This window comes from Streptomyces sp. NPDC012466, from assembly GCF_042955215.1.
In the GTDB taxonomy this organism is placed as follows: domain Bacteria; phylum Actinomycetota; class Actinomycetes; order Streptomycetales; family Streptomycetaceae; genus Streptomyces.
This window is the reverse complement of record NZ_JBIBEQ010000010.1, coordinates 172,458-182,218: the sequence shown is the minus strand read 5'-3', so window position 1 is coordinate 182,218 and position 9,761 is coordinate 172,458. Positions and strand designations below refer to the sequence as shown.

Here is a 9,761-nt window from a genome sequence, read left to right as displayed (position 1 = left end):
CATCATCCACCTGGGCGGGCCGGTTGGACGGCTTCCAGGAGTTCGGCGAGTTCCACGAGGTCCGTGCCGGTGAGGCGGGGGAGGACGCAGCCGGAGAGGGTGCGGCAGGTGTCCCGCCAAGAGGCGGGGATCGACGCGCCGCCGCCCAGGGCGCCGGTGAGGGCGCCCGCGAGGGCCGGGGCGGAGTCCGCGACGCGGGACAGGCAGGCCGCCGCGGGGAGCGCCTCCGCGATGCGGCCGCGGGCGGCGGTGGCCAGGGCGAGGGCGACCGGGACGGTTTCGGCGGCGGCGATGCCGTAGCTGTAGACGTGGTCGACGATCTGGTGCTCCAGGGGCGGGACCAGGGCGAAGGCGCCCTCCGCGTCGGCGGCGAGTTTCAGGGCGTGCCGGGCGTTGCGGCCGATCTCCGTCTGCGCGGGGAGTTCGGCCAGGGCCGCCGTGACGCAGGCGTCGACGTCCGCGCCGGCCAGGGCGAGGGCGAGCGCCGCCGCCATGGCGCGGGCACCGTGTACGCCGTCGCCGTCCTGGGTGTAGCGGGCGTCGAACTCGGCGAGGTCGGCGGCGGAGCCGGGGTCGCCGGGGTGGGCCACGGCCAGGACGCAGGCGCGCACGCAGGCGGCGTCGTCGAAGTAGTGCGGGTTGTCGTGGCCGGTGGCGGGCGGGCGCAGGCCGGTGGCGAGGTTGCCCAGGCCGGCACGGACTGAGATGCGGGCGCGCAGGGGGAGGACGGCGGACTCGATCTCGGGGGCGCGGTCCGCTGCCGCGGCGACCTCGCTCGCGAGGGCGTTCCAGGTGAGGTCGATCGCGGCGCGGGTGCGGCGTTCGCGGCTGAGGTCGTTCAGGACGGTGTCGTCGCCGGCGCGCAGGAGTGCTTCGGCGGCGAAGGCCGCCCATTCCGCGTCGTCGGAGGGGCCGAGGCGGAGGGGCTCCGGAGGCTGGTTCAGGGCGATGGGGACGGGGAGGGTGGTGGTGGCGTTCTGTTCGGCGAAGGTGTCCAGTTCGCGGGTGAGGCGGCGGGTCCAGTCGGGCATGCGGGCGGCTCTGTGGCGGGCGGCGGGCCAGCCCGCGGCGTCACCGGCGGCCAGTCCGAGCAGGAGGCCTTCGGCCCTTTTGTCTCCCGCTCGCGCACCGCCCGCAACCGTCACCCGAGGGGCCTCGCTCTCCCGTGGGGCGCACTCGCCGTCGGCGGCCGCCGGTTCGTGGGGCGTCAGTTCCTGTGCCGTCATGCGGGGGCCTCCGTCACGTCGCCCGCCGCCAGGACGAAGTCCGTCGGGCCCGGCGCCGTGTCGGGTGCCGCCGGTGTCAGCAGGTCCGCCACGTCCAGGACGTGGTAGCCCGCCATCGCCGGGAGGCATCTGCCGTGGACCGGGCCGATGGGGGTCGCCCAGGCCTGCGGGATCGCCGAGACGCCCTGCGTCGCACCCGCCAGGGCCCCCGCCACCGCCGCCGTGGTGTCGGCGTCGCGGCCCATGTTCACCGCGGTCAGGACCGACTGCTCGAAGTCGCCGTCCGCCGCCGCGTACGCGCCGAAGGCCAGGGCGACCGCCTCGGGGGCCAGATCGGTCCAGGGGTAGCCGCCGATGACGACCGCGGAGCGGACCGCGCGTTCGCCGCGGTGGGCGACCGTCACCGCGCGGCGCAGGCTGCGGGCCGTCCAGGAGTCGTCGGGGACGACCGCGAGGGCCGCGGCCACGACCGCGGTCGAGGGGGCGCCGGCCATGGCCGCCGCGACACCCGCCGCCACCGCCTGGCCCCCGTAGATGCCCTCGCCGTCATGGCTCACCGAGCCGTCGATCGCGACCAGCCGGGCCGCCTCCGCCGGGCGGCCCGCAGCGAACACGCCGAAGGGGGCCGCCCGCATGGCCAGGCCGTCGCTCCAGGCGTGCCGGTGCTGGGCGGAGATCGGGGCGGCCAGGCCCCGGCGCAGGTTCTCCAGGGTGCCGCGTTCGCTGAAGCCGGCGCCCCGGAAGGGTCCCTCGTCGCGGTCGGCGATCCACTCGTGCCAGGCCGCCTCCACATGGGCCGGGGTGAGCGCTGAGCCGTGCCGGGCGAGGAGGAGCCCGGAGAAGATCGCGTACTCGGTGTCGTCGGTGCCCGCCGGCTTCTCGGCGACGTACCCGGTGATCCGGCCCCACCGGGCCCGGATCTCGGAGGGCTTCATGTTCTCGGCCGGGGCCCCGAGCGCGTCACCGACGGCCAGGCCCAGCAGCGCTCCGCGCGCCCTGGCGCGGAGTTCGGCGGCGTCCCCGGGCGCCGGGACGGAGGGGATGCAGGCGATCGGTGCCATACGGCATGTGTCCCACTCCGGTGACCGAGCCGAGCCTCATGAGCCCCAGCATCACCCGGTCGACATCTGCGCACAGTGATGATCAAGTGAGCGCTCAGCGGTAAAACCGCAGGTTAGCGCAGCCTTTCCTTGCTGGCGAGGGTGGAATCCAGAGCGTAGTTTGTGGGTTGTAAAACTCTGGAATCTGTCCAAAGAGCGGGGAGTGGGGATCTTCCATGGCCATCATCGACACCGAGGCGACGCTGCACGAGGCGCACCGGGACAACCACACCCACCGGGACGTGAACGGCGGCTGGCTGCGTCCCGCGGTGTTCGGAGCGATGGACGGCCTCGTCTCCAACCTCGCGCTGATGACGGGTGTCGCCGGCGGGGCGGTCGGTCAGCACACCGTCGTCCTCAGCGGACTCGCGGGCCTGGCCGCCGGTGCCTTCTCGATGGCCGCCGGCGAGTACACCTCCGTCGCCTCGCAGCGCGAGCTCGTCGAGGCCGAGCTGGACGTGGAGCGGCGCCAGTTGCGCAAGCACCCCAAGGACGAGGAGGCCGAGCTCGCGGCGCTCTACCAGTCGAGGGGCGTCGAGCCGCGACTGGCCCGCGAGGTGGCCCGGCAGCTGTCGAAGGACCCCGAGCAGGCCCTGGAGATCCACGCCCGCGAGGAACTGGGCATCGACCCCGGCGACCTGCCCTCGCCCACCGTGGCCGCGGTGTCGAGCTTTGGCTCCTTCGCGCTGGGCGCGCTGATTCCCGTACTGCCCTACCTGCTGGGGGCGAGCAGCATGTGGCCGGCCGTGCTGCTGGCGCTGCTCGGGCTCTTCCTGTGCGGCGCGGTGGTGGCCAGGGTGACGGCGCGCACCTGGTGGTACAGCGGGCTTCGGCAGCTGCTCCTGGGAGGTGCGGCGGCCGGTGTGACGTACGCCCTGGGCACCTTGTTCGGAACGGCCGTAGGATAGCGCGGCTCGGATCTATGCGAGGGGCCGCATAGGTAGCCGTTACTCATGGGTTTCGACTGTGTGGCCACCGGGCATGAGCCGTAAGCGCTGCGGGCAACGACGCTCGCCGTGCGCCCCAGCGGGCGGGCGAAGACGCCTGTCCCGCTCCTCGGGCCGACGGAAACCGATCTGACCCGGTCGTTCCGCGCGGTCCCTCCATAGCTTCCACTGCTGGTGTGGTACCCCCGCCGCGAACCCGCAGTGTCCGCATGCTGGAACGGATTATCCCGCTTCCCGAGAACCGCTCCATCATGTAACCTGCACGAAATTTTGCGATCACGCGAGGGCCAACGTCGTCCCTCGGCACTTGCATATGCCAGATGACGACGACGGGAGAGCCGATGCGTACGCCGCGCCAGCCGTCCCAGCATTCCGCGAATGGCCAGAACTGGTCCTTCATGGATGCTCGCCCTGCTGCGCAGGGTATGTACGACCCCCGCAACGAGCACGACGCCTGCGGCGTCGGCTTCGTCGCCACCCTTACCGGCGAGGCGTCCCACACCCTGGTCGAGCAGGCCCTGACCGTCCTGCGCAACCTCGAGCACCGCGGTGCCACCGGCTCGGAGCCCGATTCCGGCGACGGCGCCGGCATCCTGTCGCAGGTCCCGGACGCCTTCTTCCGTGACGTGGCCGGATTCGAACTGCCCGAGGCCGGCGCCTACGCGGTCGGTATCGCCTTCCTGCCGGAGGACTCCACCGCCGACGCCGTCTCGCAGATCGAGACGATCGCCTCCGACGAGAACCTCACCGTCCTCGGGTGGCGCGAGGTTCCGGTCGCACCCCAGCTGCTGGGTGCCACCGCCCGGTCGACCATGCCGGTCTTCCGCCAGATCTTCGTCAGCGACGCCGCCGCCTCGCCCGCCACGGGCATCGACCTCGACCGCAGGGCCTTCGTGCTGCGCAAGCGGGCCGAGCGCGAGGCCGGCGTGTACTTCCCGTCGCTGTCCGCGCGGACCATCGTCTACAAGGGCATGCTGACCACCGGCCAGCTGGAGCCCTTCTTCCCGGACCTGTCCGACCGCCGCTTCGCCTCCGCGATCGCGCTCGTGCACTCCCGGTTCTCGACGAACACCTTCCCGTCGTGGCCGCTGGCCCACCCGTACCGCTTCGTCGCGCACAACGGTGAGATCAACACCGTCAAGGGCAACCGCAACTGGATGGTCGCCCGCGAGTCGCAGCTCGTCTCGGACCTGTTCGGATCCGACAAGGCCATCGAGCGGATCTTCCCGGTCTGCACGCCGGACGCCTCCGACTCCGCCTCCTTCGACGAGGTCCTCGAACTCCTGCACCTGGGCGGCCGTTCCCTGCCGCACTCCGTGCTGATGATGATCCCGGAGGCGTGGGAGAACCACGACTCCATGGACCCGGCCCGGCGCGCCTTCTACCAGTTCCACTCCACGATGATGGAGCCCTGGGACGGCCCGGCCTGCGTCACCTTCACCGACGGCACCCAGGTCGGCGCGGTCCTCGACCGCAACGGCCTGCGCCCCGGCCGCTACTGGGTCACCGACGACGGCCTTGTCGTCCTCGGCTCCGAGGTCGGCGTCCTCGACATCGACCCGGCCAAGGTCGTCCGCAAGGGCCGGCTCCAGCCCGGCCGCATGTTCCTCGTGGACACCGCCGAGCACCGCATCATCGAGGACGACGAGATCAAGGCCGAGCTCGCCGCCGAGAACCCCTACGCGGAGTGGGTCGAGGCCGGCGAGATCGAGCTGTCCGACCTGCCCGAGCGCGAGCACATCGTGCACACGCACGCCTCGGTCACCCGCCGCCAGCAGACCTTCGGCTACACCGAGGAGGAGCTGCGCGTCATCCTCGCGCCGATGGCCAAGGCCGGCGCCGAGCCGATCGGCTCGATGGGAACCGACTCGCCGATCGCCGCGCTGTCGGACCGCCCGCGTCTGCTCTTCGACTACTTCACGCAGCTGTTCGCGCAGGTCACCAACCCGCCGCTGGATGCCATCCGCGAGGAACTGGTCACCTCCCTGCGCTCCTCGCTGGGCCCCCAGGGCAACCTGCTGGAGCCGTCGGCCGCGTCCTGCCGCAGCGTCCTGCTGCCCTTCCCGGTGATCGACAACGACGAGCTGGCCAAGCTCATCCACATCAACGCCGACGGCGACATGCCCGGCTTCAAGGCCGCGACCCTGTCCGGCCTGTACCGGGTGCACGGCGGCGGTGACGCGCTGGCCGCGCGCATCGACGAGATCTGCGCCGAGGCCGACGCCGCCATCGAGAACGGCGCCCGCCTGATCGTCCTGTCGGACCGCCACTCGGACGCCGAGCACGCGCCGATCCCGTCGCTGCTGCTCACCGCGGCCGTCCACCACCACCTCATCCGCACCAAGCAGCGCACCCAGGTGGGCCTGCTGGTCGAGGCCGGTGACGTCCGCGAGGTCCACCACGTCGCCCTGCTCATCGGCTACGGCGCCGCCGCCGTCAACCCGTACCTGGCGATGGAGTCCGTCGAGGACCTGGTCCGCGCCGGCACCTTCCTGCCCGGCGTCGAGCCCGAGCAGGCCATCCGCAACCTCATCTACGCCCTCGGCAAGGGCGTGCTGAAGGTCATGTCCAAGATGGGCATCTCGACCGTCGCCTCCTACCGCGGCGCCCAGGTCTTCGAGGCCGTCGGTCTCGACGAGACCTTCGTCACGAAGTACTTCAACGGCACGGCCACCAAGATCGGCGGCGTCGGCATCGACGTCGTCGCCAAGGAAGTCGCCGCCCGCCACGCCAAGGCCTACCCGGCCTCCGGCATCGCCCCCGCGCACCGGGCGCTGGACATAGGCGGCGAGTACCAGTGGCGCCGCGAGGGCGAGCCGCACCTGTTCGACCCGGAGACGGTCTTCCGCCTCCAGCACTCCACGCGCTCCGGCCGCTACGACATCTTCAAGAAGTACACCGAGCGCGTGAACGAGCAGTCCGAGCGGCTGATGACGCTGCGCGGCCTGTTCGGCTTCAAGTCGGACCGGCAGCCGATCTCCATCGACGAGGTCGAGCCGGTCTCCGAGATCGTCAAGCGGTTCTCCACGGGCGCCATGTCGTACGGCTCCATCTCCCAGGAGGCGCACGAGACCCTCGCCATCGCCATGAACCAGCTGGGCGGCAAGTCCAACACCGGTGAGGGCGGCGAGGACCCGGAGCGTCTGTACGACCCGGCTCGCCGGTCGTCCATCAAGCAGGTCGCCTCCGGCCGCTTCGGTGTGACCTCCGAGTACCTGGTCAACTCCGACGACATCCAGATCAAGATGGCCCAGGGCGCCAAGCCCGGCGAGGGCGGCCAGCTGCCCGGCCACAAGGTCTACCCGTGGGTCGCCAAGACGCGGCACTCGACGCCGGGCGTCGGCCTCATCTCGCCGCCCCCGCACCACGACATCTACTCCATCGAGGACCTGGCCCAGCTGATCCACGACCTGAAGAACGCGAACCCGCAGGCGCGGATTCACGTGAAGCTGGTCTCCGAGGTCGGCGTCGGCACGGTCGCCGCGGGTGTGTCCAAGGCGCACGCGGACGTCGTGCTCATCTCCGGCCACGACGGCGGTACCGGTGCCTCGCCGCTCACCTCGCTCAAGCACGCCGGCGGTCCCTGGGAGCTCGGCCTCGCCGAGACCCAGCAGACGCTGCTGCTCAACGGCCTGCGCGACCGCATCGTCGTGCAGACCGACGGCCAGCTGAAGACCGGCCGTGACGTGGTCATCGCCGCGCTGCTCGGCGCCGAGGAGTTCGGTTTCGCGACCGCGCCGCTCGTCGTCTCCGGCTGCGTCATGATGCGCGTCTGCCACCTGGACACCTGCCCGGTCGGCATCGCCACGCAGAACCCGGTCCTGCGCGAGCGCTACGCCGGCAAGGCCGAGTACGTCGTGAACTTCTTCCAGTACATCGCCCAGGAAGTCCGCGAGATCCTCGCCGAGCTGGGCTTCCGCTCCATCGAGGAGGCCGTCGGCCACGCCGAGACCCTCGACGTCACGCGGGCCGTCGACCACTGGAAGGCGCAGGGCCTCAACCTGGAGCCGCTGTTCCACGTGCCCGAGCTGCCCGAGGGCGCGGTGCGCCACCAGGTCATCGCGCAGGACCACGGCCTGGAGAAGGCGCTCGACAACCAGCTGATCAAGCTGGCCGCCGACGCCCTCGCCGCGTCCGGCGCCACCGAGGCCCAGCCGGTGCGCGCCCAGGTGCAGATCCGCAACATCAACCGCACGGTCGGCACCATGCTCGGCCACGAGGTGACGAAGAAGTTCGGCGGTGCGGGCCTGCCCGACGACACCATCGACATCACCTTCACCGGCTCCGCCGGCCAGTCCTTCGGCGCCTTCGTGCCGCGCGGTGTCACGCTGCGCCTGGAGGGCGACGCCAACGACTACGTCGGCAAGGGCCTGTCCGGCGGCCGGATCGTGGTCCGCCCCGACCGCGCGGCCGACCACCTCGCCGAGTACAGCGTCATCGCCGGCAACACCATCGGCTACGGCGCCACCGGCGGCGAGATGTTCCTGCGCGGCAAGGTCGGCGAGCGCTTCTGCGTCCGCAACTCCGGCGCGACGGTCGTCTCCGAGGGCGTGGGCGACCACGGCTGCGAGTACATGACCGGCGGCCACGCGGTGGTGCTCGGCGAGACGGGCCGCAACTTCGCGGCCGGCATGTCCGGCGGCATCGCGTACGTGATCGACCTGGACAGCGACAACGTCAACGTCGGCAACCTGGACGCCGTCGAGGCGCTGGACGACACCGACAGGCAGTGGCTGCACGACGTGGTCCGCCGCCACCAGGAGGAGACGGGCTCCACCGTCGCCGAGAAGCTCCTGGCCGAGTGGGACACCGCCGTCGAGCGCTTCAGCAAGATCATCCCCAGCACGTACAAGGCAGTGCTCGCCGCCAAGGACGCCGCCGAGCGAGCCGGTCTCTCCGAGACCGAGACCCACGAGAAGATGATGGAGGCGGCGATCAATGGCTGACCCGAAGGGCTTCCTGAACCACGGGCGCGAGCTCGCCAAGTCCCGCCCCGTCGAAGAGCGCGTCAAGGACTGGAACGAGGTCTACGTCCCCGGCTCCCTGCTGCCGATCATCAGCAAGCAGGCCAGCCGCTGCATGGACTGCGGCATCCCGTTCTGCCACAACGGCTGTCCGCTCGGGAACCTCATCCCCGAGTGGAACGACTACGCCTACCGCGAGGACTGGGCGGCCGCGCAGGAGCGCCTGCACGCCACCAACAACTTCCCGGAGTTCACGGGCCGCCTGTGCCCCGCTCCGTGCGAGTCGGCGTGCGTGCTCGGCATCAACCAGCCGCCGGTCACCATCAAGAACGTCGAGGTCTCGATCATCGACAAGGCGTGGGAGACCGGGGACGTCGCCCCGCAGATCCCGGAGCGCCTGTCCGGCAAGACCGTCGCCGTCGTCGGCTCGGGCCCGGCCGGCCTCGCCGCCGCCCAGCAGCTCACCCGCGCCGGCCACACCGTCGCCGTCTACGAGCGCGCGGACCGCATCGGAGGCCTCCTCCGCTACGGCATCCCCGAGTTCAAGATGGAGAAGCGGCACATCAACCGCCGCATCGAGCAGATGCGCGCGGAGGGCACCCGCTTCCGCACGGGCGTCGAGATCGGCCGTGACCTGAAGGCCACGGACCTGAAGAAGCGCTACGACGCGGTCGTCCTGGCCGTCGGCGCCACCACGGCCCGCGACCTGCCGGTGCCGGGCCGCGAGCTCAAGGGCGTCTACCAGGCCATGGAGTACCTGCCGCTGGCCAACAAGGTCCAGGAGGGCGACTTCGTGGCGCCCCCCATCACGGCCGAGGGCAAGCACGTCGTGGTCATCGGCGGCGGCGACACCGGCGCGGACTGCGTGGGCACCGCCCACCGCCAGGGCGCGGCCTCCGTCACGCAGCTGGAGATCATGCCCCGCCCGGGCGACGAGCGGCACCCGACCAACCAGCCGTGGCCGACCTTCCCCATGCTGTACAAGGTCACCTCGGCCCACGAGGAGGGCGGCGAGCGGGTCTACTCGGTCTCGACGACCCACTTCGAGGGCGACGAGGACGGCAACGTCCAGTGGCTGCACCTCACCGAGGTGGAGTTCATCGACGGCAAGCTGACCCAGAAGCCGGGCACGGAGCGCAAGATCCCCGCCCAGCTGGTCACCCTCGCCATGGGCTTCACCGGCACCGACCGCGAGAACGGCCTGGTCGAGCAGTTCGGCCTGGAGCTCGACGAGCGCGGCAACATCGCCCGCGACGCCGACTTCCAGACCAACGTGCCGGGCGTGTTCGTCGCCGGTGACGCCGGCCGCGGCCAGTCGCTCATCGTCTGGGCGATCGCGGAGGGCCGCTCGGCGGCCCGCGGCGTGGACCGTGCCCTCACGGGCGCGAGCGAGCTGCCGGCGCCGATCCGCCCGACGGACCGCGCGCTGATGGTCTGACCGCACCTCACAAGACGTCCCGCACAACGGCGTGCGGAACACTGACGGCGCCTGCCCAACAGTCCCCGACCGGACGACCGGGCAGG

General features: G+C 71.6%; 5 protein-coding genes. 3 read left to right on the top strand and 2 right to left on the bottom strand.

Going from position 1 to position 9,761, the window contains the following annotated elements; genetic code table 11:
- Window positions 1-2: 2 nt before the first annotated feature.
- Both ACFY9E_RS32220 and ACFY9E_RS32215 read right to left on the bottom strand, forming a co-directional pair.
- Window positions 3-1,226, bottom strand: a complete 1,224-nt coding sequence (locus ACFY9E_RS32220) for an ADP-ribosylglycohydrolase family protein (RefSeq protein ID WP_390989952.1) — start codon at window positions 1,224-1,226, stop codon at window positions 3-5.
- Window positions 1,223-2,287: an ADP-ribosylglycohydrolase family protein gene (locus tag ACFY9E_RS32215; RefSeq protein WP_390989949.1), complete on the bottom strand. Its 1,065-nt coding sequence runs from the start codon at window positions 2,285-2,287 to the stop codon at window positions 1,223-1,225. The genes ACFY9E_RS32220 and ACFY9E_RS32215 overlap by 4 nt, the downstream gene beginning before the upstream one ends.
- 215 nt (window positions 2,288-2,502) lie before the next feature.
- Here ACFY9E_RS32215 and ACFY9E_RS32210 point away from each other — a divergent pair, with 215 nt between their 5' ends.
- The 3 genes from ACFY9E_RS32210 to ACFY9E_RS32200 all read left to right on the top strand — a co-directional run bounded on the left by ACFY9E_RS32210 (window position 2,503) and on the right by ACFY9E_RS32200 (window position 9,675).
- Window positions 2,503-3,234 (top strand): VIT1/CCC1 transporter family protein, encoded by a 732-nt coding sequence (locus ACFY9E_RS32210; RefSeq protein WP_390989946.1) that lies wholly within the window; start codon window positions 2,503-2,505, stop codon window positions 3,232-3,234.
- A 380-nt stretch (window positions 3,235-3,614) separates the two neighbouring features.
- Complete coding sequence (gene gltB, locus ACFY9E_RS32205; protein WP_390990257.1) at window positions 3,615-8,219, top strand: glutamate synthase large subunit; 4,605 nt, start codon at window positions 3,615-3,617, stop codon at window positions 8,217-8,219.
- Window positions 8,212-9,675, top strand: coding sequence for a glutamate synthase small subunit (locus ACFY9E_RS32200; protein WP_390989943.1), 1,464 nt, complete (start codon window positions 8,212-8,214; stop codon window positions 9,673-9,675). Before gltB ends, ACFY9E_RS32200 begins: the two co-directional genes overlap by 8 nt.
- The last annotated feature ends 86 nt before the right edge of the window (window positions 9,676-9,761 follow it).